Source organism: Rhodococcus sp. IEGM1428, assembly GCF_050321865.1.
Classification (GTDB): domain Bacteria; phylum Actinomycetota; class Actinomycetes; order Mycobacteriales; family Mycobacteriaceae; genus Rhodococcoides.
Map to the genome: position 1 here is coordinate 281,669 of NZ_JBNQFW010000004.1, position 25,494 is coordinate 307,162.

Below are 25,494 nucleotides of genomic sequence, written 5' to 3' on the forward strand. Positions count from 1 at the left end.
ACGAGGCGCGCCGTGACCGAGCCGATGCGCGGGCCTGGCAAACTCGAGGGGTGAATTCAACTCTCGACCGAGACCCGTACGGCGACCCGTACGACGATCGGTATGCCTCGGACCCCGGTCCCGAGCGCCTCGGCTTCTTCGGAACGCTGGGACGCTGGACCGGTCGGCTGGTCGCGGGAGTGGTCCTGATGGCGGTGGTGCTGGTCGCAGGGACTGCGGTCCGGGTGTGGCAGGTTGCTCGCATCGACGACTACTCCAAGGCCGACGCCATCGTCGTACTGGGTGCGGCGCAGTACAGCGGGACACCCTCGACGGTGTTCGAGGCCCGACTGTCCCAGGCCGCAGCGCTGTACGAGCGGGGTATCGCCCCCGAGATCGTCACCGTCGGCGGCAAGCAGGAAGGCGACCTGTTCACCGAGGCCGCGTCGGGTCGCAACTATCTGATCGAGCAAGGAGTGCCGGCGGACGCCATCGTGGCCGTCGAGACCGGCTCGGACACGCTCGAAAGCATCGAGGCAGTGAGCGACACACTCCGCGACGAGGGCAAGTCGTCGGTGGTGCTGGTCAGTGATCCGTGGCATTCGCTGCGTACTCGAACCATGGCGCGTGACGCTGGGCTGGATGCATGGACCTCACCGACGCGTACCGGCCCGGCCGTCTACACCCGAGAGTCCCAGGCGCACGGAATTGCCAGGGAGACAGGCGCACTGCTGTGGTACCAGCTGACTCACTTCACGGCAGACTTCACCTACACGGCAGGCCAGTGACATGACCGGCACCTACTCGGCGCACGACGTCGAACGATTCGTCACCGAACCCCCGAAGACCGCCGGCCTGAAACCGGGAACGAACAACGCCTCGCATCGAAGTGCTTTCGCGCGCGACCGGGCACGGGTGCTGCACTGCGCCGCACTGCGCCGTCTCGCTGACAAGACACAGGTGACCGGGCCTCGGGACGGCGACACTCCGCGAACTCGGCTCACGCACTCGCTCGAAGTCGCGCAGATCGGCCGCAGCATCGCCGAAGGCCTCGGCAGCGACCCCGACCTGGTCGATCTCGCAGGCTTGGCCCACGACATCGGCCATCCGCCCTACGGCCACAACGGTGAACGGGCCCTCGACGAAGTGGCCACGGACTGTGGTGGGTTCGAGGGCAACGCGCAGAACCTCCGCATTCTCACCGGACTCGAGCCGAAGATCCTCGACGCCGACGGGCGCAGCGCGGGATTGAACCTGACCAGAGCATCTCTCGATGCCGCGACCAAGTATCCCTGGATCCGGCCGGCACCAGGCGCGAAATTCGGTGCCTACGACGACGACTCCGCAATTCTGGGCTGGGTACGTGACACAGCACCGGACAAGCACAAGTGCCTCGAAGCGCAGACCATGGATTGGTCCGACGACGTTGCCTACTCGGTACACGATGTCGAGGACGGCGTCATCGACGCCCGCATCGACCTACGCGCGCTGTCCGACCCGATCGAGCAGCGCGCACTCGCCGAACTCGGTGTCTCGGAATTTCGCGGACTCGATGTCGACGAGTTGATCGAAGCTGCGAGCCGGTTGTCGAGGATGCCCGTGGTGATCGCCGTCGGACGCTACGACGGCACCCTCGAAGCATCCGTCGCACTCAAGCACATGACGAGCGAGCTGGTCGGGCGCTTCGCGACTGCCGCCATCGAGGGCACCCACGAGAGATACGGCACCGCGCCGTTGAGCCGGTACGACGCCGACCTGGTGGTGCCGTCGATCGTCGGCTCGGAAGTTGCATTGCTCAAAACCATGGCGCTGAGGTACGTGATGTCCGACGCCGGACACAAGATCCGCCAGGAGCGCCAACGTGATCGAATCCACCGCGTCGCCGAGTGGCTGCTGCGCTCGGCTCCAGGGGAGCTGGACCCCATCCTGGTCCCCGCCTGGCAGCGCGCAGAAAGCGACGGCGAACGAACCCGAGTTGTCGTCGATCAGATCGCCTCGTACACCGAGAGTCGACTCGAACTGATCGACAAGCGCTCACTGGGAGCTCAGGCCAGCTGGGGTTGATCGGCGGGTGTCGGGTGTCTGGTTCGACGCTAGACTGCACACGTGGCCGGCCGAATTCCTGAACGCGACATCGCCGCCATTCGCGAACGCACACGGATCGAAGACATCGTCGGCGACTACGTCTCTCTCAAGCGCGCGGGCGGCGACTCCATGAAGGGGTTGTGCCCCTTCCACGACGAAAAATCGCCGTCGTTCCATGTTCGACCCAATCACGGTCATTACCACTGCTTCGGTTGCGGCGAGGGAGGTGATGCCTACTCCTTCCTCCAGAAGATCGAACACATTTCCTTCGTCGAGGCCGTCGAGCAACTCGCCGACCGGCTGAACTATTCGATCTCCTACGAGGGCGGAGGGCCATCGGTTCAACGTGACCGCGGCACCCGAGCGCGCCTGATCGCTGCCAACGCGGCAGCGCAGGAGTTCTATGCGGGCAGGCTCAGCGGCCCCGACGCCCAGACCGCACGTGACTACCTCACCGAACGTAACTTCGACGGCCACGCTGCATTGGCTTACGGCTGCGGATACGCACCCGACGGTTGGGACACTCTCACCAAACACCTGCTGGGCAAGGGCTTCGAGGCCAAGGAGATCGTGGACGCGGGCCTGGCGACACCCGGAAAGCGCGGCACGCCCATCGACCGTTTTCGGCGTCGATTGGTGTGGCCCATTCGCAGCCAGAGCGGCGACGTCATCGGTTTCGGTGCCCGCAAACTGTTCGACGACGACACGATGCCGGGTAAGTACATCAACACCCCGGAAACCATGCTGTACAAGAAGTCTCAGGTGTTGTTCGGTCTCGACCTGGCGCGCAAGGAGATCGCGAAGTCGCATCAGGCCGTCATCGTCGAGGGCTACACCGACGTGATGGCGATGCATCTGGCCGGCGTCAAGACGGCAGTGGCGTCGTGCGGCACCGCATTCGGCGAGGACCACCTGGCCATGCTGCGCCGATTGATGATGGACGACAGCTACTTTCGCGGCGAAGTGATCTACACCTTCGACGGAGACGATGCCGGGCAGGCCGCCGCCATGAAGGCATTCGAGGGTGATCAGAAGATTGCCGGACAGACCTTCGTCGCCGTTGCGCCCGACGGCATGGACCCGTGCGACCTGCGTTTGAAGTCCGGCGACAACGCTGTTCGCGATCTGGTCGCCAGGCGTACACCGATGTTTGCCTTCGTGGTCAAATCGCTACTGCGAGAACATGATCTGGATACCCCCGAGGGGCGCGTCGAAGCCTTGAAGAGGACCGTGCCCGTGGTCGCGCGCATCAAGGACGCCTCTCTGCGGGACGAGTACGCACGGCAGTTGGCCGGCTGGACCGGCTGGGACGACACCGCGATGGTGCTCGCCCGCGTGCGCGACGAGGCGAAGAAGGGCGCTCGGGGCGACACCAGCGGTAAGCGTGTGCCGTTCGAGAAGCGTCAGACGACCCCGACCGAGGCTCCGGCCGGGCCGCCACGTCCGAACCCCACCGATCCGTCTCTGTGGCCGCAGCGGGAGGCCCTCAAGGCGGTACTGCAGATGCCTGCGATGGCGGGCACGGTGTTCGACTCGCTCCCGCCGGAGAGCTTTCATCACCCGGCATACGCGGCCGTGCGCGACGCGGTGGCTGCTGCCGGAGGTACAGCCGCGGGACTGGGCGGAGGGGAGTGGGTCGACGCCGTGGCCAAGCAGGCCAAGGACGCCGTAGTGGTGTCGTTGGTGACCGAGCTGGCCGTCGACCCGATGCGTGTAGCCGACGACGCACTCACGCGCTACATCTCGGGTGTACTCGCGAGGCTGCAGGAAGTGTGGGTCGGCCAGCAGGTGGCAGAACTCAAGTCGAAGCTGCAGCGCATGTCACCGGTCGAGAAGCCCGACGACTACAACGCGCTGTTCGGCGATCTCATCGCCCTCGAGCAGTACCGCCGCAGTCTGCTCGAGCTCGCCGTCGGAAGTGTCGCCGAGGTCGGTTAGCGACGTAGCTGATCGCGGGGAACGTAGACCTGGGTCTCGTCGTCGATCGGCTGCATCGGCTCGAGCCGGGGCTGGGTGTTGAGGGAATCGGAGAGCTTCTGACGGCCGACCTCGATGGCCTTCTTGGTCGCCGGAGACGACGCAACGGCGCTTGCCGTCTTGCGAATCTGCTCGTACCGGCCCCTGCCGGCCTTGGCACCGAGCACATATGCAGCTCCAGCCGCCAGTACCAAACGAATCATCAGTGGGTCCTTCCGTAGAGCGTGCGGCTGTAGGTCCATCTTGCCCGACTGCACTCCGGGGAAGCAGGGCGGCTCCGGCGACGCTCGAGCAGGGCGATTTGGTACTCACCAGGGTGTGTGCGCTATTGTTTCCAACGGCTCGCACGAGAGTGTGAGGCCGCGAGGTAATCCCCCATAGCTCAATTGGCAGAGCATTCGACTGTTAATCGAAGGGTTCCTGGTTCGAGTCCAGGTGGGGGAGCGCAAGAAGAGCCCCTCACCTGCCAGATCAGGTGAGGGGCTCTTTCTGTTTCAGGCCGAAGGTTGCCGAACTCAACACTTACCCAACACTTTGCCGCTCTGACGGTGCGAAAGTGTTGAGCGCTTCGGTCATGTCCGGTGCCGAGTTCATCCGCTGGATGTAGTGCGCTTCCGTCACTGCGGTGTTGGCGTGACCGAGCTGAGCCTGTGCCGCCTCCACTCCGTACTGAGCCTTCACGAGTGTCGCCACGGTCCGGCGGAAGCTGTGGGGTGTCACCCATTCGAAGTCCTTGCCGAGTGCACCCCGCCAGCACCGTCGGACGTTGGCGGGGGAAACCCAGTTGCCGGTCGAGGTGACGAAGACGGCACCGTTCGGGTTTTTGAACGTGAGGGCCTCTCGGCGTCGACGGAGGATATCCACAGCGAACTTCGGGATCACGATCGTCAGCGGGGGTGCGTCACCCTTGCGGTGGGGCTGACGGATCAACTTCTCTCCAGCGGATCGGGGTTGCACCAGGGTCGCGTTCACGGCGATCGTCGGAACATCGGCGTCTAGATGTACGTCCTCCCACAGCAGGGCGAGCAGCTCCGATATGCGCACTCCGGTAGCCATCAACAGATCCATCTGATCCTGAAGGTCAGCACCAGGCTTCGGGCCGTACTTACTCCGCACCATGCCTTCGGCATTCACCGTCTCATGTCGGCAATACAATTCCACGGCGGTGCGGATGTCGGTTAGCTCCTCAAGAGTGACAGGACGGACTGGCTTACGCTTGGGCCTCGGCACCCTGGTCTCTCGCACCAAGTTGTGGTCAATCAGGTCCAGTCGGGTTGCCGTGCCGAACATCCCGCTGAGAACGATGCGCGCCAGACGTGCACGGCTCGGCGCACGGACGGCGACGGAGCGCAGGAAGGCGTCTACGGCTCCTGCTGTCAGCTCGGTGATGCGCAGGTCTCCCAGGGCCTCTTTGCAGACGCCCTGCCACGCAGAGCGATACAGCGACAGAGTGGAGTTACCTACCGAAGTGCTTGTCTGCTTCTCCGCCAACCAGTACTCGGCCAACTCGGACACGGTGGACCGCTTGGAGAGCTGTCCATCCTTCTCGCCCTCAGGAGTGACCCGTTCGACCAGCTTGGACTGAAGTCTTCTCCGAGCTTCGTCAGCCGAGGCTCCTGTGGCTTCGACCAGTCTGAGCTTGCCGTCGCGATCACGGATGCGTGCCTTGGCCACGTGGGACTTGTCGCGCTTCGTGGTGGCGATGACACCCCACTCACCGGGCTTCAAGCGTTCTCTAGCCATTCGAATCGTCCTTGAGGGGGTAGTCGACCGGCCAACCCGAGCTTCTGATGGTCTGAACCAGATTGACCAGAATGGACTCGATGTCCTCGAGCGCCTTGCGTCCGATCTCTCGCTCACCTTCGTGCGAGGCAAAGGACTGCCGACGTGCACGATCGGCCATCTCCTTGAAGTGGACGTACTCCCTGGAGTTCTCGAGCCGGTAGGCCCCTCTGGCGCTATCGCTGAGGCTTTCTCGGGGGATTCGCTTCTCGCCGGAGACCCATTGCACTGCGTCGATCGAGGGCATCGTCTCTCCTGGGAGAAGCTCTACTGGCCCATCGGGGACGTTGGGGTATAGCAAGGCCATCGGGGATGTTTCGAGCGCCGCTGCAATCACGATCACCTCTGCGACGGACAACACGCTGCCCCGATGACCGGAGTCCAGGCGAGCGATCACGGTGGACGGGATGTGGTGTCCCAGTTCGGCTGTGCGCTCCGACAGCCACTTGGCCGAACGCTTCCCTCGCCACTCTTTAGCGGTCAGTCCGAACCGTCTCACCAGCTCTTCTGACCACTCTCGAGGCTCGCTTGCATCGTCATCGATTTGCGTCATGCGCAGAATGCTACGTCATATCTTGCGCAGCGACGATCTCCGACGTACTGTTGCGTGCAGCAAAGAAAACGGCACTCTAAATTGCGCACGAGGAAGAGGATGGCATGAACACGTTGGAGAAAGACCTGATGACGGTCGATGACCTGATTGAGCAGACGGGTCTGGGACGAACAAAAATCAACGACTTGCTCAAGCGGGGTGAACTGGCCTCGCTGAAAGTTGGCGCTCGAAGGCTGGTACGCACATCCGTCTACGTCGAATGGCTGGACTCGCTTGAGTCCAAGAACAACTGACGCACGAAACCGGGTCAGCTTGAGTCATTCGGTTGCATCCGAGAAGAAAGCAGACCGTCCGATACTCGGAATGAAGTGCTATGGATCACTCTAGTTCACTCGTGACCGTCCCGGTGTCGCGTACATCGGGCGTTGCCGCAGCCAAGGTGTACGGCACGTTGTTCGCAGCTCTCGAGCCCCTGTGCGAGACGATCGATTACTTTTGATTACCAACAAGGAACCAGATGAAAAATGCATTGCCAGAGCGCACCTTGCCGCCTGTTCGCAGCGATCTTTTGCAAGAAGAAATTTTCTGCATCCTTCGTGACGAAGGTCCTCTCAAGATTGCCGTTGAGCAGTACCCAGCTTGGCTGGTTGAGGGGATCCTCTGCGACCGCTGTCTACTCCAGCATGTTGACACCGCGAAGCCATTCACCGGGGCGATGATCACAAGAGCAATGCCCGTGTCGGTTCGGACGGGGGAAGTGGGCCGGTCCATTGCATACTTCGCCAGGAAGGGTGTCATCCATCGCGTTGACGCAGTCTTCCGTGATCACCCGAGGAAGACCGGACAACCCGTGGTCTTGTGGCAGGCAAGCGAAACTGCGCAGGCCCCTGGAGTCACATCAGTTACGGGACCTAATCGCAGAGCCCGCTTGCTTAAGCGACAGAATCGTCGACGACCGCGCTGGCTTTCACACCCCGCAGGATGTCCGCGATGACCTCGACGTCGTGGTCAGGGAAAAGAGAGTACGCACCTTCTTTTGCATAGTCGGTGAAGGGTGACTCGAACAATCGTGCAGGGTCCATGACTCCGTTCGCGGTGAGTTCGTCAACGATCAGGGTCACGAAACGGACCTGGTTGACGTCGAACCGCGTGCCATCGAGGTAGCTCTCGAAGGCGTCGAGCACCGATTGGCGATCAAGCCCGATCAGGGACCGAATGAACAAACCCAGCCCCGCGCCTTCCTGCTTAGCCCGCTCGACATCAACGGCACTGGCCCCGCTAGCGGCAAGCATCCCTTCGAGGGCTTCGAGGTCGTCGGTAGTGAGCTGCCTGTTGCGCCGCAGACGCTGCAGGGCAACGTGATCCTCGTGCTGTTTTAGGTAAGCGGCCGTCTTGGCTCGGAATCGTTCCCAGTTGGTTCCGGGTGTGACGCCGGGCAAGGCCACCACGGTCTGTTCACCGAAAGTATCCTCGAAGTCTGTGTAGACCTTCGCCTTCTTGACTTTCTCCAGGAAACGCAGCAGGCCCCGTAGCCTCAACCGGGCGAGTTCGAGTATTGGCAGAGTGACATCGACCCACCACTCATCGCTGGCGATCTCGTCAAGGAGGGCCTCTTGGGCTTTGACCGTGGGGATCGAGAGCTGACTTAGTAGACCCGTAGCGATGCTCTGGACCTGTTCACGGATGCGTTCGGCGGCAACTGCGTCGCCTTCGAGCTGAGCGAGCTGGCGGCGCAGGATCAGGAGGTCGAACCGTTTGGCGTCCTCGTCATCGTCCCTGGCCGTCGAGGGTAGCCCGGCGAGGTGCTCCGCCACCTCGGTCGCCGCCTCGGGAGTTAGAGCTGTCCAAGAATCCCACTTGGCGTACTGCTCGACCCATTTACGGTGCGGTCGCACGAGGAAGTTTTTGAGGGTCATGGCGGCAACGATGGTGTGCAACGTCTTCGCGGTCGAGACGCGCAGGTCGGGCTCGCTGTTGTCGAGCGCAGTGATCAGTCCCAAACGGTTCTCGAAGAGTCTCTGGTTGAGCGACTTTTGGGTCGAGCCTTCGGAGCCGGGTAGGTTCTGGCTGAAGAATTCGAGGTTCCCGCAAAAGTCGAAGACGAAAAAGTCTGCCTTGTCCTGACCGGCCCCGAACAGATCTGGGCGTAGTCGGGTTCCACGCCCGATCATCTGCCAGAACTTTGACTTCGACCGCACCATTTTGAAGAAGACGAGGTTGACGACGTCGGGGACGTCGATGCCGGTGTCGAGCATGTCCACCGAAATCGCGATGTGAGGGACTTTGTCAGTCACGGAAAAGTCGTCGATCAGGGACTGCGCGTAGCTGATGCCGTGGGTGATGACACGCGCAAACTGCCCCCCATACCCAGGATATTGAACATCGAAGCGCTTCTGGATGAACTCCGCGTGGTCTCTGTTCTTTGCGAAAATGATTGTTTTGCCGAGTCTGTCACCGGAAGCAACCTTGTGACCTTGATCCATCAGGATGGCGAGGACCTTGTCGACGGTGTCTTCGTTGAAAAGAAACCGGTTGACCTCCTCGGAGGTGACTTCGTCCGGTCGGTCGTCCTCGCCCCAGTCGAGGGTGTCCCACTGATCCTTCTCGTCATCGGTCAAATCGGTGTATTTGATGCCCTGCCGCAGGAACGTCGTCCCGACCGAGACTCCGACCGGTGGCACGAGGTACCCCTCACCTACAGCTTCGTCGAGGCTGTAGGCATCGGTCGGGACACCGTCTTCAAGGTGGAACAGCCTGTACGTGTTGTGGTCGACTTCGTCTTTGGGGGTGGCGGTCAGTCCAACGAGAAGCGAGTCGAACCACTCGAAGATCGCGCCGTACTTCTGGTAAACGGACCGGTGCGCTTCATCGATGACGATCAGGTCGAAGTATCCGGGCCCAAACTTGCGCAGATCTGCCTCGACGCCGTTGATGAGGTTCAACATCGTCGGATAGGTGCACACGTATACCCGGCCGTCCGCGGACTTCTCCGTGACCAGGTTGACCGTCGTCGCGGAAGGCAAGCTCGCCTTGAACGCGTTGGTAGCTTGGTTAACCAGTGCGGTCCTGTCCGCCAGGAACAGGACCCGCTTGACCCAGTTGGCCTTCATCAGCTGATCGGCCAACGCAATCACCGTCCGAGTTTTTCCCGACCCGGTCGCCATGACGAGCAACGCTTGGCGCTGTTTGCGGTCCAAAGCTTCGCCGACAGCTTTGATTGCCCGGACCTGGTAGGGGCGTCCAGCTATAGCCGTGTTGACCTCGGCTGTGCCCAGGAAAAGTCGGGTAGTACGGCGCTGGATCAGCAGTTCCAGTTCATCGCGGGTGTAGAAGCCTTGGACTTCGCGGGGCGGATACCCTGCGGCGTCGTCCCAGATCCAATGCTCATAACCGCTGGTGTAGAAGATGACGGGACGGCGACCGAACTGCTTCTGTAGGCAGTCGGCGTAGAGCATGGCCTGCTGCTGACCTACCTGGGCACTCTTGGTTGTGCGTTTCGCTTCGACTACCGCTAGTGGCAAGCCGTCAGCACCCCACAAGACGTAGTCGACGAAACCCTTTCCGTCCTTGTTGGGCATACCGTCCACTCCATATTCACGGTCGCGGGGATCGGTGAGCGGCCAACCGGCTTCGGCCAGCAAGACGTCGATGAAGAGGTCACGGGTCTGCGCCTCGGAGTAGTCATGATCGTCATGTGTGGCGTTCGTCGCCTGAGCGGCGGCGATCTGTAAACGGAGCGTCGCGATCTCCGCATCGTGCGTGGCAAGCAGGTCCTCCTTGTCTGCCAGTGCCTTTGCGTGTGCTTCGTCTTGTTCTTTGAACTTCTGCGCCAGCTTCGCCAGCTCGTCACGGCTCAGCGGTGCCGCGCTCCGAGCGAGCGCAGGGTCGAACGTCGCCTTCGTCGGCACAACCTGCGGGTTCGGCGAGTAGCGATACGCAGCCCACACCATCACGTGAAACAACTCACGTAGCACTGCCTGCGAGACGTCGAGTCTGATCGGCTTGTTCTCATGGACGGCGGTATTGGCGACCTTACGGATGAGGTTCAGCTTCTGTCCGATCCCGACACCCGTCAGCGCAGCAAAAGCTGAGTCGTTGATCTTCGCCGCCAGATCGTCCCGATAAGGGACCGACAGATTCAAGACGTCGTACAGGTGATTGACCAAACCCTCCGCCGCACGGCGGCTGTAGAAGCAGGCGGAACGCGGATCGCTCTCCAGGTACGACTCAGCTCGGGCGCAATCGGAGAACGCACCGGGGAGCGTGGTCCTGAGAAAGTCGAAGTTGCCCATCAGAGCTCCCCCCGGAAAGCGCGGGATTGGAGTGAGGCGAAAAGGTGGTCCATGAGCTTCAACGCGTGTTGGGCCTGACCATGCTGGGTGCTGATGGCCTCAACGTTGGTTGCGAACTGCCTTTGGAGGTCAAGGGGTGGGATGCGGATGGGAAGTGTGCGCAGTTTCTCACCAGTCAAGTGGGCGATTGTTGCAGAAGTAACGTAGTCCTTCAGTCCACCGGTATCGACGGTTCTCTTCATCGCTCTCACGAAATATTGAGGAAGCAGCTGCTCTCCAAGGCGGATCCGATGTATTGCCTTCTGGAAGTAGCAGTCAGTCAGCTGGTCCTCCCAAATCGCGCAGCGACCAGGCTGACCACCCTCACACATCAGAACGTCTCCGCGGCGAAGTGCGAAGGTCACGCGCTCACGCTCATCGAAGTCCATGCTAAATACGTCTTCCAGATCGAAGTGGAACCATTGGACGTTGGCGTTTCGCAGATATGAGCGCGGATGGTCCCCAGTCCGTCGCTTAGCATCGAGCATTTTCCCGAGCCGCGTTTCTGCGACATCGCCAAGTGGCCGAGTGTCCCAATTGTGGGACTCAACAGCTGCCCCAAACAACGAATCGAAATAGGTTTCGGCCAGTGTGTCGAGGTGGGTGAGGACTTGGCGACGTTTGGCGCGGAGTGCGTCGGCCTGGTCGAGGATCGCGGCGATGCGACGCTGCTCATCCAGAGGCGGCAATCGAAGTGAAACTGATCGAAGGCTCTCCCGCGTTATTTGCGGCTGGGCGCTACCAGTAATTGCCTTCCGAAGGATCTCCGGTGTCAATGCGCGGACTAGAAAGCGAGTGTCTACACGGCGCGTGTCGAGGTCATCCAGAGCCATCGCATTTCCATTGACGTAGCTTTTTGGGGGGCACACGTTGATCGTTCCGCAAGTGGCACCTCGGCAGGTAATAAGTACCGTCTCCCGGTCGTGGTTGTAGTCGTCATACCATCCAATTTGACCGTTCGCCCCAAATACGGGGTATCCAGCCAGTGTCATCTGCGTTTGGGAGATAGTAGGCCATTGCTTAGGTCGGCAAATCTCGTCAAGGGGCACTAATGGCCATTTCACGACAGCATCGCTTTCAGTTCTGCAAGTCCCGAGGCGATGTTGGCCTCAATTGCCTCGATTTCGGCGATGATGTCGAATGGCGCTCGGTGCTCGACCTCGTCGTGAACAACCTCTTTGTAGCGGTTCAGCGACAGGTCGTATCCCTGCGCGGCGATCTCAGACTTCGGTACGCAAAACGACTTCTCTGTCCGAGACCGCTCCAATTCCGATGTGTCATGCGCTGCCCAGCGTGCGAGCACGTCGGGGAGGTCATTAGCCTCGACCGGATTCCTTTTGTCGTCGAGGGAGTAGCCGTCGGCCTGGATGCCGTAGAACCACACGTGGTCGGTGCCGCCGGAGTTGGTTTTGGTGAAAAATAGGATCGCGGTCGAGACGCCCGCGTAGGGGCGAAACACCCCTGAGGGGAGCTTGACTACCGCGTCGAGCTTCTGGTCATCGACGAGGATTCTGCGCAGTTCCTTGTGCGCTTTCGACGACCCGAACAGGATGCCGTCGGGAACAACTACTGCTGCCCGGCCACCGGGTTTGAGTAGCTTCAAGAACAGGGCCAAGAAAAGTAGCTCGGTCTTCTTGGTCTTGACGACCCGCTGGAGATCCTTGCTGGTGGCCTCGTAGTCAAGCGACCCGGCGAACGGTGGGTTGGCCAGGATCAGCGTGTACTTCTCGGTGTCTTCGCTTGCACCCTCAGAGAGTGAGTCGCGGTAGCGGATATCGGGGGATTCTATTCCGTGCAGCAGCATGTTCATGCTGCCGATGCGCAGCATTACGCTGTCGAAGTCATAGCCGTGGAACATCGACCTATGAAAGTGGTTGCGTTGGGTCGCGTCGGTCAGGGCTGACGGGTGCTTCTCCCGGACATGCTCCGAGGCGGAAACCAGGAACCCGGCGGTCCCGCAGGCTGGATCGCAGATTTCGTCAGTCGGAGTCGGGGCGGTCATCGCCACCATCAGGTTGATGATGTGGCGCGGTGTGCGGAACTGGCCGTTGACGCCTGCGCTGGCGATCTTCGACAGCAAGTACTCGTAGAGGTCGCCGTTGGTGTCGCGCTCAACCATCGGGATGTCGTCAAGCATGTCGACGACCTTCGACAACAGCGCAGGTGTCGGGATGGTGAACCGGGCGTCTTTCATATGCTCGGAGTACGTGGAGCCGTCACCGCCCAGTGCGCGCAAGAACGGGAAGACCTGTTCCCCGACGATTTTGAACATCACTTCCGCGTCAGCGTTCTTGAAACGGCTCCAACGCAGGTTTTCCTGACCGGGCAGGAAAATCGGCTCCTCGATCTTGCCGGTAATGCGAGCTTTCTTCTCGGCCAGGATCTGCAGGTCGTCCAGTCGGCGGATGAAAAGCAGCGAGGTCACCTGTTCAATGATTTCTAGCGGGTTGCTGATTCCGCCCGACCAGAACGAGTCCCAGACACGGTCAATCTTGCTCTTGAGGTCACCAGTGATCACAGAGTGACAGTAGCGAAGTGGATCGACTGAACTCGCAGGAACGAGTGGCGGCTCAGCGAATGAGGTCGATGCTGGGCGGGTGGAGTCCGGTTGGGATCGCGCACTTGTCGCCCGGCGGTCGTCTCGGGTCGGTGGCGGAGGATCTCGACCGTTCTGCCCGACCTTCAAAACTTGCTACGAATTTCGTGATAGACGTTGGCGCGGCTTACTCCCCCCAGCATTTCGCGATCTCGTCTGCGGTCAGACTCTTTGCGAGCAGATCACGCGCACGTTCCGCAGTAGCCGCGGCCACTGTGGCAGGCACTTGAGGCTGAAGTGTGACGGGTGACCAGGGATAGGCCGAGCGGTCCGCTATTCCTCCGGGTAACCGAACAACACAGGCGGTGTCGTCTCGTCACCAAGCTCCCGGTTGCTCCCAGGCAGATCAAAGTCCCCGTCCCACCCCAAGGCGTTGGAGAAGAACCTCCGCCTGAGACCCGGGTCTCGGTTTGAGAAGAGATGGCAGAAGCGTTGAGCCCCCCTGATGCGGCTCAGCGCAAGGTCAGAAGTGGACAGCTCAAGTTCATCCGAAGTGCACATGCCCAGGTTGATGTGGTTTGCCAGGGCGCTCGCCTCAATGACCCAGCTCCAGTGAGCGACCCATGGCTGCATCTTGATGTGGAGGTGTGCGCGTTCGACTTGGCGCGATACGGGGATGTTGCCCCGGGAACTGCTCCCGCTTAAACAACTGGTGCATTGCCCCGTCGCGTCGGGGTCCGTGTTGCACCGTCGATTCCACGGGTTCTTGCGCGGTTTGGCGGTTAGGAAGTAATACACCGGTCGTGGTCCGTCAACGTAATCGCTCAGCTGGCCAATTCGGATTGGCGAATACCACGGTTTCGTAGGGTCGGCCATCGCATCGCTGGTTGTTGCTTTGCACTCAAAGATGAGAACTTGACCGCCCCCGTTCGCGAAGTAGTGGTCGACCGCTCCTTTCCTAGCGTTCGTGGGCGACCAGATCGTGCCTCCGGGCATCGCAGCCAGAAGTTGGGCTGCCAAGAGGGAATCGACGGTTCGCTCGGGAATCAGTCGGCGTTTCGGCATATTGCTCCCGATGATTGCGTGTTGCCTGCCGGATCGATCCGTGTAGTCCGCGTTCAACCCTCTGACCGTAGCTGGTCGGTGGTGAATCCAAGAGTCGCGCTGCCACCTAGTACCTGGCTCCACGCCATGGCGAGCTAGCGATGCGTATATGCGACGGCTAACGGTCTTCTCTGATGTGGCGATAGACAGTTGCTCGGCTGACACCCAGCATTTTGGCAATCTCGTTCGGAGTAATTCCCTTCGCCACCAGGTCCCGCGCCCGAACAGCGTCCTTCGAGGCCACCTTCAGCGGCCGACCTCCCTTGCGGCCGTTCTTTGCTGCTGCGGCCAGTCCAGCACGGGTTCTCTCCAGCATTGTGTCGCGCTCCAGCTGAGCGAAGGCAGCCATGATGGTCAGCATCGCCTTGCCCATTGGTCCTTCAGTGTGTAGCCCTTCGGTCAAGCTTCTGAAGGTAATTTCTCGGTTGGTCAGTTCGGCGATCACGTCGAGGACCTGCCGAGTATCCCGGCCAAGCCGGTCGAGCTTCCAGACGGTGAGAGTGTCGCCGGCTCTGAGGTGGTCAAGACATGCCGCCAGCTGAAGTCGGTCCGTTGTGGATCCGCTGACTCCGTGGTCGGTGAACGTCCGAACTGCGCCTGCGGTCTTCAAAGCATCGAGTTGCAGCTGGGGGTCTTGGTCGACCGTGCTCACCCGTGCGTAACCGATCATCGCCATGTCGGCTCCTGTCTCATAATCCCGTAGAATTCTAGGTTTTGAGACTAACAGTTTTGAGACAGGGTTTTGAGACAACCGATTGATGGGCGCGTGCTGTTCGCGACGAACCTCGTGAGAGCCCGGAGTTGTCTCACAAACCCATCGTTTATGAGACACCTCAAGGCCGTGGTTGACCCACCGTCTGACTGGCGATCGGATTTCAAGGGGTGGCCGTGAGTGTCGGCAACGTTCCGTCAGTAGGGCCCCGTTTAGAGCTCGGTCATACGATCGTGCAATGACTCTCCTGATGTACGGCGTAAGCCGAGCCGGTTCGATCTACGCTTTAGCAGACGGACGGACTACGAAGGGCAGTGAGATTGCCTCAGACCAGACGGTGAAGCTGCATCCTTTCCCGGGTACCGATGGAACAAAATCGGGGGACTTCGCTGCAGTAGTACTGATTTCGGGGAGATCGGACTTTGCTTTGCCTGGAAGCGGTGTGACCGGTCAACAGCCGGTTGTAGATGCCATGTCCGCAGTCACGGAGTATTTAGCGTTGCGCCGCGACTTCACATCTGTTGGGCAGCTCGGTGACGCGATTTGGTCGGACGTTATTCATCCTCTCTGGTGGCACTGTCGTGACTGCTGTGATCAGAAGCTCGTGGACGCCGCATTTTGGGGTCAGGATTTTGACGGTGAATCTTGTTGTGATACTCACGTTCCATTCAGTCTCACGGTCGTCGGTTTCGACGGTGGAACAGACGATTCGCCTAGGCTTTACATGCGAACCTTTGCGGAGGGGCCTGCAGTCGAGGAAGTGATGGCACCCGGGAGCGTGTATTTTTCTGACGGTGATAGACCCCCGACAATCGGTCTGGACGAGCTCGACGATCGCCGGGTGCGAGCAGAGTTTCAGACGAGAGCCAGACTAATCAACGCGTCGGCACGGGAGGTTTTCAGACAGATAGATGATCAGGAGCGTCAAGACGCCGACCGAGAAGCGCTTTTGAGAACTGATGCCGTGCATCGATCCGTGGGCTCGCAAGCTGCGGATAGCGCGGCTGAGCTTGAATCCATCCGTCGGACGCACCAGGCCAAGCTGCAGGATATTGAGTCGCGCACCGTCGCAGGAACGGTTGGCGGCCGAGTTCTCTCATGCGTGGTTGACAGTCAGCGCGGAATCAAGTTTCTGCCCGACTGGGTGTTGAGTGCGGACTGATGATCGTGCGGGCGAACATCAGCCGTCGTCAGTGGGGAGTCTCAGCCAACGTTGAGCGATTACCTTCCGGCCGCACCTCAGCTGTCAGTCCATTTATGCTCCGGTGGCTCCCCAATGCGATGCACTGGCCCCTCCGTGCTGTCCAGGTCTACCGAGGGATGTCGAGGAAGGGGAGTCCCGCCCTCGAACACCTCGAGGTAGGTCGCATAGATATGTCGAGCAGTTGCGACAAACATCAGAACCAGAAAGACAGTGACGACTGTGGCAAGAACCGACAGGGCATGATGCCAGAAGTTGAGCCGGTAGCCGACAGGCATCATAGAGGCCAAGGCCCCCAAGATCAGTGCGTCGAGAAGAGCCGCAACCGCTGACACAAGCAACCCGCTCATGGTTTCGCGCACCATGCCCGTTACACGTTTTCCGGCATTGAGAGTAAGCGAATCGGCGAGTCTCGCCCGAAGTGTGATTGTCTGACCGGCTGCGGCGAGCAGGACGCCAGCAAGCAGAGCAACTGCAGGAATGAACGCCGTGGGGGCGACAACCACTACTCCCGAACACGCGACAATCACGCCTGCAACGATTGGGAGGCCAAATATGACGCCGAGCGCAAACCAATCTCGTTGACCTCGATCAGAACTACGCATAGACCGGACGAAGTCAAGGCTGAGTGTGCGCAGGCTCAAGCGATCAGGCACGAACATTACGAGCTCCTCATCCCTTCAAGATTAGTCCAGTGTCAATCCCTGGACTAGGGGCAGGAGCTCACGCGCAGTCTTCTCGGCTTCATAGTTGAACTTCGCCGTAGGGACGTAGCCGTTTCCTAACCAGTAGGTGTACCTCTTGAAGACCGAGGCCGGAGTCACGGTTCGCACCTCAGTGCCCCGGACGAACTCCACCCCAACACCGTTGAACTCGATAGACACATCCTCGGCTGGTCCTAGGTAAATCGCTTGGCGAACTCGGCGTGCGGCTTGAGCTGCGTACTCTCGACGATCTGCTGTCACCCCCGCTCGTGCGTCGCGTTTGGCAGCCTTGGCTGCCTTACGTGCCTCCGCTCGGTCCTTGCCACTCATTTTGATCGTGCTGGAGGAGTCAGCGTTCGCGAACTCCGCTTCCTTGTCAGCAACCGTGGCACGGATTTTGACAAAAGCCTGGTTGATCCAATCCGCGGCCGCGGCCTTCACCGTTTCACCTTCGATGCCAGTGAAGACCGACATCGCAACCTCACGCCGTTCGCGGGCTCCGTCTGCCTCGAAATCGTGCTTGTCGAAGTCGACCCTTTTGACGGACGCCTCCTTGATGAACTGCAGCATTGCAGCTTCGCCGACCGCGTGTGCGACAACTCGCAGTCGCCAGTTGTCTTCGCTGCACTTATTGAGCCCCCTGATGACAGAGACTATCGGACAAGAGTTACCACGAGCCTCGACAGCAACCAGGGCGCGAGTCGAGTCTGGTTGGCATACCAAAATCGCACGATACGGATGCAACGTCGATTTGTTCTTCAGAGGTATGTCATCGGCAGCGTCGTCTTGCGGGTCGATAACCGTCCCGTCAGCGTTCACAAGTCCGTGCTCGAGCAACATCTCTAGGTTGTCACCTGAAACTACCGCGTGCTTGAACCTCATGGATACAGCGCGACCTTGAGTTGCTGTAGTGCCATCATCGGACTCGGTGGTCAGTCCAAATGTGTCGGTCTTGTTCAGCCGTCGATTGATGTCCTTCGCCGCTGCAGTGGGGTAATGAACCTGTCGCATCCCGGCAGACTTGTCGGCGATTGGGATCTCGGCTGACCCAAACTTTTGCGCCGAATGCTTCATGCCGAGATGTAGATCGACCGCGAATAGTCGAAAGCCGTACTGAGTCATCGAAGACCGTCAAGTGACTGGTGCGCAGTTATCTGGTCGCGGTGCCTTGCCATCGTTTATACATACCAGAGTGCCTGGTTCCACACGGTGCACAACTCGCAGTCTGATTGGGATGGCACCCACACGAGCCGCCCCAGGCTGACAAGCGTCAACCCTTCTGCTGAGATTCACGTTGCGTCTGTCCATTCACCCGTTGAACCGGGCCGCAGAGCAGGGCCAGCTACAACGGCTATGTGCCAGTCATTCGCACAGCGACTCTCGCACTGGTACCCAATGACCAGGACCTACCTTGCAGGCGGTAAGCCGGAGAGTTTGTAAGTGGTTTGGCCGACACTCACGGGTCATAAGTCAGAGCCTTCAACACCGCCGTCGCAGTCGTGCCGAGCGCACGCGCTACATGCTGGAGCTCGATTACATCAAGCCTGCGTTCGCCCGATTCGTACTTACTGACGAATGATTGGGGAACACCCAGGCGCGCTGCCACTTTTACCTGTGTCAGTCCGGCTTCGACCCTCAGCTTGCGGAGCGTCAGGCATAACTGCCTGTACTCGTCTGAGTAGATCGATTTTTCCACCCCGATAGGGCATCGTTGTAACGATTGATATCCCAAATTAGGATATTGGAGTGGCCTGTCACATAGCCGAGTCCGCCGGACTCAGGGCAGGACTGCTTCGGAGGGTCTTTTCATGGTGTTCGGATCGCGCACCCGTTGGTCGAGACGCGCCATTCTGTGCGTTGCGCTAGGCGTGGTTGGGGTCATGGCGATCCTGGTGGCGGTTGGCATGTACAAAACGACCTCGGGTGGGCCGTCGAAGGTCGAGCCAGATCTGTCGTCGTTCCCACTGGCACTTGGATGTGAGATCGAGCCCTACGCGGCACCAGACGTGGACTTTGGTGAGACCAACCTCCGCCCTCCATACCTAGCGCAGAGCGCTTCTGTGCAGGCCGTTGATAGCGCAACCATCAACATCTCTGTGACGTTCAGCGGTGTCCTCCCATCGGGCCCGCGGGAGACGACCTCGCCCCGTCTGGGAACCTTTCTGATGGGTAGTGACTTCGGGTTCACGGTGTTCCTCCAGGGCAACGACGGCCCCGCTATCTCTGTCGACCGCGAACCAGGTTCCTCGGCGGAGTGGTCCTTTACCGAAACCGCAGACACCGCCACCCTCACCGTCGACTCACCCCGTTCGTCCGTCACCGTCAGACCGAGCACGCTAGACGTGGCCATCGCCCTCGATGACTTCACCCTTGCCGGCCCTCAGATCGAGCCGTCGATCGAGGTCAGTGCTTTCGAGTTTCGTCCTCCCACCTCAGAGCCGAGTCAGACGATGTACCCATACCAGGTGTGCTCCTGACAGGTTTCGGAATAAATGCGTCACGGCAGTTGGCTCGGCGGCGTTCCATACTTCGCTTCCTCTTCTCTCGAAGTTCGCGCTCCTCGTGCGACTTCATTGGTGGTCCTTACTGACGAATCTGGTAATGCACCCGCTAGGTCCGGCTGCGCACGTTGCCTAGTCTGCGTGGAGATCGTGCTGCCAATGTGACTTCGCCATAACGCTTTTGGACACTTCGGGTACAGCGACCGGCAGTGGTGCGGTCGAGGCTGTCTGATGAGACGGGCGAGGCAATTTGCGCCAGAACGCGATGTTGCTGTGCGCCGAGCTTCGCGTCGATCTGATCTCGCTGACTAGTCTTCGTCAGTGACCAGTAGAGAGCGCCCTGAGCGCAAGAGCCAAGCACCGCAACTGTTCAGACGCTTCCCCGCCACCGACCAGCATGGACTCGTGGTTCAGCATCAGCCGCACGGCGATGAAGAGTTCGCGATGTACTTCCGTGAGGCCGGTGAACGGCTCGCCGACACATTCTCTGGTCGACCATCGGACGATCTACTGCTGGTTCCGTGGCTCTTCCTCATGCGACACGCCGTGGAACTCACCCTGAAGAACACAATCAGGTTCGCAGGGGCGTTGCGGAGAAGGTCCGACCATGGGGACGACCCGACCTACCCATTCGACCTGGCTGCTCTTGCCGCACGACTCGGCAAGAACCATCGAATTGCTCCGCTACTCACTGAAGTGGACCATCATCTGGAAGCTTTAGGAGTTGAGAAGACCCCGGGCGATGTCTTTCTTACGCTGACTCAACTATCCCAAGCAGACCCGACGGGCACTGCTTTCAGGTACTACGACCCCAAGCGATCACCCTCCTCTGTCGGCACCCACATCGATTTTCCTTCGCTCCGCGCCGAGATCGAGCGAGCACTTGGGATGAGTGCGAGCGCAATTGACGTTCTCGAGGACTACGCGTCGTCCCTTGCCGACAGCCAAGAGATGCGAGAGGAGTTCGAGGCCGAACTCGAGGCCGAGCTGGCTGCCGAATTTGGCCCATCGCAGGCTGATTACCTCTGACGCGTACCTGCGCGCCGAGAAACACGTCGTGCGGGTTGGTGTGGACTTCCGAGGCTGCTCGGGCCTGATGGAGGGTCACACCCGTCGAGAACGGACACCTGCCGAGTGGATCGAGCACCAGTCGGTCGCCAGCTGTACCCCACCGGAGGCTGGTGTGAGCATTCGTAGGTGTGTGGGCCTGGGAGCAGGTGTCCGGCAGACTATCGAGCGGAGCTACTCCGACGCCGACCCGATCAAACCGCCGAAGGACATTCGTTGACGAAGCATCGCCTGCCAGGTGTTCACGTGCTTGAGTATCAGAACATCGCGGAACCGCACGTCGAAGGCTCGAATGATGCTTGGTGGGGTGTAGCCAAGATGTACGTAAAGGCTCAGGACCACGATGCGAAGTACCTGCTCGCCAACGAGCTGATCTGCTGTCGACTTGCCGCGGCGCTCGGACTACCAGTGCTCCCTGGCGAAATTGCTCAGCACCCCGATGGGCGAAAGTGTTGGGTAACTCCGCAGATTTCATTGTCCGACGTCAGTCTGCCGCCCACCGATCTAGACCGAATGATGGCAGCCCAGCCTGGGGTGGTTGCGGGGACTGTGGTTTTCGACTGCTGGGTGCGTAACGATGACCGGACTGCAGACAATTTGCTCTTCGATCCCCGGCTTGGCATCTGGTTGATCGACCATGAGCACTGCCTTGCGGGCAGGACCGGGGAGAGCTTCGGCGAACTGCGTCGCGTGGTCGATGAACAGCCCGGTTGGAGCGACTTTCGGGACCGCACTATCGATACGAGTGCGATCGAGTACTGGACTATGCGTGTCCGGTCGCTTCCGATCACTCCTGTTGAGCAGGCGCTTGAGGAGGCGTTTCTGCGAGGTCTGATCAACCGTGCGCAACAAGCCGAACTAAAGACCTTCTTGCTGGCCAGGAAGGAGAAGATCGATACTCTAGTGAAGACGTTCGTGTCCGCGCCGCCGTCCATGGAACCCAGCGTCGGCGGCCTCTTCGACGAGGGTGGAGCCTGATGGACGCAGCATGGCACCTCATCCAGTACACAGCAGATATGCGTCGCCGTGAACCCCGGAACATCGGGGTGGCAGTGGAGATCGATGGCGTTTGGGCAATCCAGCTCGTAGGGACCGACGATGCGGGAGTCGTCGACGGTCGTTCCCTGAGGAGGTTCGGCCTCACAAAGGACGCATACGAAGGTTGGGCCGAGTACTACCGAAACATGATCCTGTCGGGCAACTACCCCCAGGTACTCCGATCACAGCTCAAGCGACCCACGGAGTTCCGCCTCTTGGTCGGCGGATACATGGAGACCACTCGCTCCGCCCAGGACACAGCGGCGAACCTGTTTGCCGATCTGGTACATCGAGATGAGGTTGCGTCCGAACCTCATGCCAAGGCGCTGCGACGCAAGGTCGAGCGAACCCTGGAGGTCGCGCAAATTCAAGCGCAGCCCGACGTCACGGTGGAGGCCAAATGGGGGCCCAGCGGAACCGATTCTGATGACGTCGAGTTCGACTACAGCTACGTGAATGGCCAGCGCCACCTGATGCACCGCCTGCAGCTCCACCACCCATCAGCTGATCAAGCCAAGATCGTATCTCGAGATTTCAACGCACGCGTAGAAGGTGCACGGAGCGCTGGTGCGGCGGTGAGCTTCGTGGCGTTCTACTCTGCTGAGGCCTTGGATGCGATGGGTGACGGCGTCCTGAAACCAGCGTGGCGCGTCGCGGAGACGATCGATGTGGATCACCCCGAGGAAGCCGCCGATCAATTACGTCAGATTGTGAGCTGAGCGCACCAGGCAGTGGTGGCGATCGTGACGGCAGCAATATCCGTATGTGCTTTGCCGATCGTCCCCACCTGGGTGGGCTCTGCATGCGGAACAGCATCGAGCGACCTTTGGTAATTGTGCTCTACGTATAAGCGGATTGTAATGATTTCGGACAGTTCTGGTACACAAAGAAGTCCAGTCGTGCACGTCGAAGGTCGCTGCGAAGTCCGCAGCGATTCGGCAAATATTAAGCAACGGATTGGTGGCCTAGGAACACCAGAAACCGCATCTTTAGACAACAACTGAGGAGATTGATCAATCCGTGTTTTCTTGCATCGACCATGTTGTACCCCGCTGTAATCGGCCACCGGATCGACAAACCTCTCGGTTGCAACGCACACCACCTGAGACGAACCAGCGTGGGGCATGAGCAGCGGAACACTCCTAGTGTTCCACACCGGAGCCTCTGGGGGTAGTGACTGTCGACGGTCACCCGAGCTTCCGTGAAGGCATGCAGAATCCGTTTAGCTGGCGAGGCTAGCTATTTAGGTCGCCTTGTAATAGAACTGTACAAGAGCTGTACCTAAGGTGTAACAATCGCCGTATAATCTCCGGTCTTTCTGGCTATTGATCGATGTTTGTTTTATATTGGTACAGCTCTCCAGCCGCCAAATTTCTTTCCCTTGGGCACTTCGGCTGGAGAGCACTCCATTGTCTTGCATGTACCGATTTTCAGGTGTAACTTCGTTCCCAAGTGCTTAAGGGATGCAGTTCCCTTCGTTAACGAAACCTAGCTCGTAGGACAACAGCAAGACGTCCTTGGGCCAGGTAGTGCTGCCATAAAATTCCACAGAGTACTCGTCGAGGTCGCGGCTCAATGCTTTTCATAGCTCCTACGGAGCTACCATAAAGCTCTACTCACTGCGTTCGTAAAGAGCTAATGACTGAGGGTCGTAAGAGCACTCCTTCGTCGCTCCGCTCCTCAGTCGGCTCTCACTCCCAAGACCTCGGACCTACGGTCCTCGGAAGAACAGTCCAGGCAAGAGCAAACGCTCCGCTCTGTACCAAGGGATAGCAAGAGAAAACAGTCAGTACTTCTAAGTGCTTCAACCTGTATGCGCGCCCGCGTATTACGCGTGAGAGGCGGCGCAGAAGTGCCACACTGTCTCTGGTGACAGCGGTTAGGTCTTGGTCATCAGCCGGAATGCTCAGACATCTGAACCCCAGGGCCCGAAATTCTCGATGCGCCCACAGAATTGACGTCATACGATCGGGGGATGGCCCGGCAGTGCCTTCCGCTCATAGGCTCTTGTGGTCCAAGTTGCTAGACCGCAACCATCGGAGACGGCATGTTCGCAATCCCGTGGTACGGGACAGCCTCGGATTTGTCCGATCGTACGACCACTTCGTACATGCCAGGCTCGCTGACGATGGGGGCCTGCTGGGTGCGATCGATGGTGTCTTGGATGGGTATGTCTGGCATACCCAATCATCCAGCCGTTCCTTGAGTTGGGTGACGTTTTGGATAACGAGCACCTGCAAAAGTCAGCAAGAACAAACCATGGCTCTCCGTCGATCAGTAGGTTCCGCACGGTGGCTCGCTGCAGTCAGCCCAGAGGGGCGTCCGACGGAAGCTCATCTTGTCCGTCTGGGTCGTCATCTGCCACGTCCTCGGCACCGACGGAACTTTGGGCCTTGTAGTCTGCCAGGGCATCAACGGGTGCTTGGTTGAAGTGGTTGTTACTGCACTCTGGCAAATAGAGCTGCGAAGGCCACCCCTCACTGGTGTAGCACGCCATACAGAGTGTGTACAGATGATTGGGCACTGGGCTTGGATTGATGGTTCGAAGAGCCGTGTGTACTGCATCGTCATGTTGGGTGTCGATGGCGAATATTGGATACTCCCGACCCCGCCACACCCCCTTGAGTTCGATGGTCCGATGCAACACCAGATCGTTTACCGTGAAGTCTTCTTGCCCGAGATCGGGGGTGAGTTGCCTACTCAACATCGCCAGCGCTACTTCCACGGACAAAGTGAAATAGCGTGAGTCGCACTGACTCGTCACTCGGAAGCCTGTGTCGATGCTCGGCCCAAAGTAGTCGTAGAGGTATTGGTCGTGGTCACGTTGTCCATCGAGAGCCTGACGATTGAGCATCACGACATCGGCATCGGAACTCTCGATCGTGGGATTACGGGGAACGGTCGATTCGCTGTCAGGGCCTGGAAACGTTGCGACAAACGCACCTCCTTTGGTCCCCATCGAGGTGTCGTCTTTGAGGGTGCCCTCGTAGTAGTCCTTCATCGCCCGCGTCCATATGCGCACGGCTTCGTAGATGTCTCGCTCGGACCGCACATCACACGTGTAGATCAGCTCGTCGCCAACCGGCTTCCAGAGATCGAACTGAGGTCTTGAGAAGCCAAGTTCATGCTGGGCAGTCGCCACTGCCTGGGGGAACTCTCGGTAGAAGCTGAGAAACACCTTCTGCCAGGGTGCCTTGGCGTTGGGCTTCAGATTCTGCTTGAAATTGGTGGACCCCGTCAGATCGCATGAGAGGAACAGCCTTGAGACCGGGTTGCCGCTACTGGAAGGCTGCACGCGTCCCCAGAACCTCAGCGCGCACATCGGCGGCCTTCGGAGAAACACCGAAAATCGATGCTAGAGACCACGTATCGCCGTTGCACAGGTGGAACTGCCGCTTGAAGTATTCTTCGGGCATAAGCAGCGCTGATGCGAATACGTTGGCTTCAGTCTCCGCACGGTCCCGGCCACCTCGCCCGAAGGCTTTCGCCGCAGTCTCTCGTTTGTACACATAGTGAAGGAAGTAGTGGCCGAGTTCGTGTGCCAGAGTGAAGCGATCTCGTCTTGACGAGGTGAACTGTGGAATGTAGACGGTGAAGTTACCCGGCTCGAACACATGGAGCGATTCGTCATCCATGGCGTACTCGATCCGGCCACCGAGCATCTTCAAAAGACCGTCGACGTCGGCGTGGCCATCGACCGAGTAGATCTGGTGATGTTCGCCAATGCGTTCGGCATACTTTTGTATGGCTGCGTTGGTGAGCCCAGCTGGCTCGGCGGTGAACCCGTTCACAGCACTTGACCTCTGATCTCCCTTACGGCGTGGGCTTGGACTACATCATCCATAGTAGGCGGCAGTACATCGGTCCTTGACAAGGCGTGCCGCAGCTGGATCGAAAGCAGTGCCATGGTTTCCCTCTCACGA

22 protein-coding genes and 1 tRNA gene are annotated in these 25,494 nt (G+C 59.7%); 10 read left to right on the top strand and 13 right to left on the bottom strand.

The features are described from left to right. Positions 1-50: 50 nt before the first annotated feature. Genes ACQR3T_RS19540 through dnaG form a run of 3 tightly spaced genes read left to right on the top strand, consistent with a single transcriptional unit; the run spans position 51 to position 4,002 of the window. Positions 51-767: a YdcF family protein gene (locus tag ACQR3T_RS19540; protein ID WP_428694550.1), complete on the top strand. Its 717-nt coding sequence runs from the start codon at positions 51-53 to the stop codon at positions 765-767. A 1-nt stretch (position 768) separates the two neighbouring features. Further along, positions 769-2,043, top strand: coding sequence for a deoxyguanosinetriphosphate triphosphohydrolase (locus ACQR3T_RS19545; protein ID WP_037177291.1), 1,275 nt, complete (start codon positions 769-771; stop codon positions 2,041-2,043). A 42-nt stretch (positions 2,044-2,085) separates the two neighbouring features. After that, complete coding sequence (gene dnaG / locus ACQR3T_RS19550; protein WP_032379153.1) at positions 2,086-4,002, top strand: DNA primase; 1,917 nt, start codon at positions 2,086-2,088, stop codon at positions 4,000-4,002. On the opposite strand, the gene ACQR3T_RS19555 is transcribed toward dnaG, so the two are convergent. Beyond that, the gene (locus ACQR3T_RS19555) at positions 3,999-4,244 is read right to left on the bottom strand and encodes a hypothetical protein (protein ID WP_032379567.1); all 246 of its coding nucleotides are present in this window, start codon (positions 4,242-4,244) and stop codon (positions 3,999-4,001) included. The genes dnaG and ACQR3T_RS19555 overlap by 4 nt on opposite strands. Positions 4,245-4,412: 168 nt before the next feature. On the opposite strand from ACQR3T_RS19555, the gene ACQR3T_RS19560 reads away from it, so the two are divergent. Beyond that, positions 4,413-4,485 (top strand) — tRNA-Asn (locus ACQR3T_RS19560). A 78-nt stretch (positions 4,486-4,563) separates the two neighbouring features. On the opposite strand, the gene ACQR3T_RS19565 is transcribed toward ACQR3T_RS19560, so the two are convergent. Both ACQR3T_RS19565 and ACQR3T_RS19570 read right to left on the bottom strand, forming a co-directional pair. Then, positions 4,564-5,784: a tyrosine-type recombinase/integrase gene (locus ACQR3T_RS19565; RefSeq protein ID WP_428694551.1), complete on the bottom strand. Its 1,221-nt coding sequence runs from the start codon at positions 5,782-5,784 to the stop codon at positions 4,564-4,566. After that, entirely contained in the window at positions 5,777-6,376 is a 600-nt protein-coding gene (locus tag ACQR3T_RS19570) for a hypothetical protein (RefSeq protein WP_428694552.1), read from the bottom strand. Before ACQR3T_RS19570 ends, ACQR3T_RS19565 begins: the two co-directional genes overlap by 8 nt. A 104-nt stretch (positions 6,377-6,480) precedes the next feature. Here ACQR3T_RS19570 and ACQR3T_RS19575 point away from each other — a divergent pair, with 104 nt between their 5' ends. Then, positions 6,481-6,669: a helix-turn-helix transcriptional regulator gene (locus ACQR3T_RS19575; RefSeq protein WP_428694553.1), complete on the top strand. Its 189-nt coding sequence runs from the start codon at positions 6,481-6,483 to the stop codon at positions 6,667-6,669. A gap of 639 nt (positions 6,670-7,308) precedes the next feature. Here the strand turns inward: ACQR3T_RS19575 and ACQR3T_RS19580 are convergent. The 4 genes from ACQR3T_RS19580 to ACQR3T_RS19595 all read right to left on the bottom strand — a co-directional run bounded on the left by ACQR3T_RS19580 (position 7,309) and on the right by ACQR3T_RS19595 (position 15,023). Then, positions 7,309-10,668: a DEAD/DEAH box helicase family protein gene (locus tag ACQR3T_RS19580; RefSeq protein WP_428694554.1), complete on the bottom strand. Its 3,360-nt coding sequence runs from the start codon at positions 10,666-10,668 to the stop codon at positions 7,309-7,311. Then, positions 10,668-11,771, bottom strand: a complete 1,104-nt coding sequence (locus ACQR3T_RS19585) for a restriction endonuclease subunit S (RefSeq protein ID WP_428694555.1) — start codon at positions 11,769-11,771, stop codon at positions 10,668-10,670. Before ACQR3T_RS19585 ends, ACQR3T_RS19580 begins: the two co-directional genes overlap by 1 nt. Then, positions 11,768-13,225, bottom strand: coding sequence for a type I restriction-modification system subunit M (locus ACQR3T_RS19590; protein WP_428694556.1), 1,458 nt, complete (start codon positions 13,223-13,225; stop codon positions 11,768-11,770). Before ACQR3T_RS19590 ends, ACQR3T_RS19585 begins: the two co-directional genes overlap by 4 nt. Before the next feature lie 1,240 nt (positions 13,226-14,465). Then, entirely contained in the window at positions 14,466-15,023 is a 558-nt protein-coding gene (locus ACQR3T_RS19595; RefSeq protein WP_428694557.1) for a recombinase family protein, read from the bottom strand. Positions 15,024-15,297: 274 nt separating this feature from the next. Here ACQR3T_RS19595 and ACQR3T_RS19600 point away from each other — a divergent pair, with 274 nt between their 5' ends. Continuing rightward, complete coding sequence (locus ACQR3T_RS19600; protein WP_428694558.1) at positions 15,298-16,221, top strand: hypothetical protein; 924 nt, start codon at positions 15,298-15,300, stop codon at positions 16,219-16,221. A gap of 77 nt (positions 16,222-16,298) precedes the next feature. Here the strand turns inward: ACQR3T_RS19600 and ACQR3T_RS19605 are convergent, their stop codons facing one another. From ACQR3T_RS19605 to ACQR3T_RS19615, 3 genes are all read right to left on the bottom strand, one after another. Further along, the gene (locus ACQR3T_RS19605; protein WP_428694559.1) at positions 16,299-16,922 is read right to left on the bottom strand and encodes a hypothetical protein; all 624 of its coding nucleotides are present in this window, start codon (positions 16,920-16,922) and stop codon (positions 16,299-16,301) included. Positions 16,923-16,946: 24 nt separating this feature from the next. After that, positions 16,947-18,086 (bottom strand): hypothetical protein, encoded by a 1,140-nt coding sequence (locus ACQR3T_RS19610; protein ID WP_428694560.1) that lies wholly within the window; start codon positions 18,084-18,086, stop codon positions 16,947-16,949. Between the two features lie 334 nt (positions 18,087-18,420). Further along, positions 18,421-18,660, bottom strand: a complete 240-nt coding sequence (locus ACQR3T_RS19615; protein ID WP_428694561.1) for a helix-turn-helix domain-containing protein — start codon at positions 18,658-18,660, stop codon at positions 18,421-18,423. A 184-nt stretch (positions 18,661-18,844) separates the two neighbouring features. Here ACQR3T_RS19615 and ACQR3T_RS19620 point away from each other — a divergent pair, with 184 nt between their 5' ends. The 4 genes from ACQR3T_RS19620 (at position 18,845) to ACQR3T_RS19635 (ending at position 22,290) form a co-directional block, all read left to right on the top strand. Continuing rightward, complete coding sequence (locus tag ACQR3T_RS19620) at positions 18,845-19,441, top strand: hypothetical protein (protein ID WP_428694562.1); 597 nt, start codon at positions 18,845-18,847, stop codon at positions 19,439-19,441. A gap of 345 nt (positions 19,442-19,786) precedes the next feature. Continuing rightward, complete coding sequence (locus ACQR3T_RS19625) at positions 19,787-20,494, top strand: hypothetical protein (protein ID WP_428694563.1); 708 nt, start codon at positions 19,787-19,789, stop codon at positions 20,492-20,494. Between the two features lie 255 nt (positions 20,495-20,749). Then, positions 20,750-21,511: a hypothetical protein gene (locus ACQR3T_RS19630; protein ID WP_428694564.1), complete on the top strand. Its 762-nt coding sequence runs from the start codon at positions 20,750-20,752 to the stop codon at positions 21,509-21,511. Between the two features lie 68 nt (positions 21,512-21,579). Further along, a complete protein-coding gene (locus tag ACQR3T_RS19635) occupies positions 21,580-22,290 on the top strand; it encodes a hypothetical protein (protein ID WP_428694565.1) in 711 nt (236 codons plus the stop codon). Between the two features lie 1,303 nt (positions 22,291-23,593). On the opposite strand, the gene ACQR3T_RS19640 is transcribed toward ACQR3T_RS19635, so the two are convergent. The 3 genes from ACQR3T_RS19640 to ACQR3T_RS19650 all read right to left on the bottom strand — a co-directional run bounded on the left by ACQR3T_RS19640 (position 23,594) and on the right by ACQR3T_RS19650 (position 25,362). Next, positions 23,594-23,752 (bottom strand): hypothetical protein, encoded by a 159-nt coding sequence (locus tag ACQR3T_RS19640; protein WP_428694566.1) that lies wholly within the window; start codon positions 23,750-23,752, stop codon positions 23,594-23,596. Positions 23,753-23,876: 124 nt separating this feature from the next. Next, positions 23,877-24,866, bottom strand: coding sequence for a hypothetical protein (locus ACQR3T_RS19645; protein ID WP_428694567.1), 990 nt, complete (start codon positions 24,864-24,866; stop codon positions 23,877-23,879). Beyond that, positions 24,850-25,362, bottom strand: coding sequence for an ImmA/IrrE family metallo-endopeptidase (locus ACQR3T_RS19650; protein WP_094682251.1), 513 nt, complete (start codon positions 25,360-25,362; stop codon positions 24,850-24,852). Before ACQR3T_RS19650 ends, ACQR3T_RS19645 begins: the two co-directional genes overlap by 17 nt. Positions 25,363-25,494 lie beyond the last annotated feature (132 nt).

Excerpts from the sequence above, each read along its gene's own strand:
- ACQR3T_RS19575 (WP_428694553.1), top strand. The coding sequence starts at position 6,481 with ATGAACACGTTGGAGAAAGACCTGATGACGGTCGATGACCTGATTGAG.
- ACQR3T_RS19600 (WP_428694558.1), top strand. The coding sequence starts at position 15,298 with ATGACTCTCCTGATGTACGGCGTAAGCCGAGCCGGTTCGATCTACGCT.
- ACQR3T_RS19545 (WP_037177291.1), top strand. The coding sequence starts at position 769 with ATGACCGGCACCTACTCGGCGCACGACGTCGAACGATTCGTCACCGAA.
- ACQR3T_RS19640 (WP_428694566.1), bottom strand. The coding sequence starts at position 23,752 with ATGCCAGACATACCCATCCAAGACACCATCGATCGCACCCAGCAGGCC.
- ACQR3T_RS19565 (WP_428694551.1), bottom strand. The coding sequence starts at position 5,784 with ATGGCTAGAGAACGCTTGAAGCCCGGTGAGTGGGGTGTCATCGCCACC.
- ACQR3T_RS19555 (WP_032379567.1), bottom strand. The coding sequence starts at position 4,244 with ATGATTCGTTTGGTACTGGCGGCTGGAGCTGCATATGTGCTCGGTGCC.
- ACQR3T_RS19605 (WP_428694559.1), bottom strand. The coding sequence starts at position 16,922 with ATGTTCGTGCCTGATCGCTTGAGCCTGCGCACACTCAGCCTTGACTTC.
- ACQR3T_RS19595 (WP_428694557.1), bottom strand. The coding sequence starts at position 15,023 with ATGGCGATGATCGGTTACGCACGGGTGAGCACGGTCGACCAAGACCCC.
- ACQR3T_RS19570 (WP_428694552.1), bottom strand. The coding sequence starts at position 6,376 with ATGACGCAAATCGATGACGATGCAAGCGAGCCTCGAGAGTGGTCAGAA.
- ACQR3T_RS19580 (WP_428694554.1), bottom strand. The coding sequence starts at position 10,668 with ATGGGCAACTTCGACTTTCTCAGGACCACGCTCCCCGGTGCGTTCTCC.
- ACQR3T_RS19610 (WP_428694560.1), bottom strand. The coding sequence starts at position 18,086 with ATGACTCAGTACGGCTTTCGACTATTCGCGGTCGATCTACATCTCGGC.
- ACQR3T_RS19620 (WP_428694562.1), top strand. The coding sequence starts at position 18,845 with ATGGCGATCCTGGTGGCGGTTGGCATGTACAAAACGACCTCGGGTGGG.